1 protein-coding gene is annotated in these 715 nt (G+C 65.5%); it reads right to left on the reverse strand.

Annotation, left to right across the window (positions count from 1 at the left end):
- The coding region (locus AC1DTN_RS37810) for a sodium:solute symporter family transporter (protein ID WP_477925259.1) at positions 1 to 627 on the reverse strand (627 nt) is incomplete at its 3' end.
- Positions 628 to 715: the final 88 nt, after the last annotated feature.

Here is a 715-nt window from a genome sequence, read left to right on the forward strand (position 1 = left end):
CACCAGCACCACCGCCACCAGCACCACGATGTAGATCATCAGGTCCTTGACGAAGGCGATGAGCGCCGGCGCGCGCAGGCCGGCCGAGTAGGTGTAGAGCGCAAGAATCACGAAGGCCGCCGCCAGCGGCAGCTCGCCCGTGAGGCCCAGGGCCTTGATGACGACCTCCATGCCGACCAGCTGCAGCGCGATGTAGGGCATGGTCGCGAAGACGCCCGTGACCGCGACGGCGAGTTCGAGGGCGCGGTTGCCATAGCGGCCGTACACCACGTCGGCCGCCGTCACGTGTCCGGCGCGCTGCGCCGAGTGCCAGAGCTTGGGCATGATGAAGAAGACGATGGGGTACACGAGGATCGTGTAGGGCAGCGCGAAGAAGCCATAGGCGCCGACCGCGTAGACCAGCGCGGGAACGGCGATCACCGTATAGGCGGTGTAGAAGTCGCCGCCCACGAGGAACCACGTGATCCAGGTGCCGAAGTTGCGGCCGCCCAGGCCCCACTCGTCGAGATGCGCCTCCCTGGCCTTGCCGCCGGTCTGCCAGCGCGAGGCCGCGAAGCCCATCACGGTGACGAGAACGAAGAAGAAGATGAAGACCGCGAGCGCCGTCCAGTGGATTTCGCCGTTCATCATTCGTCTCCCTCATCGTAGGCATGCCGGTAGACGATCCAGATCAGGAGCGCCGTGATCGGAACCCAGACCAGCTGATACCAGTAGA

The sequence above is a fragment of the Rhizobium sp. 01T444 genome, from assembly GCF_056398305.1.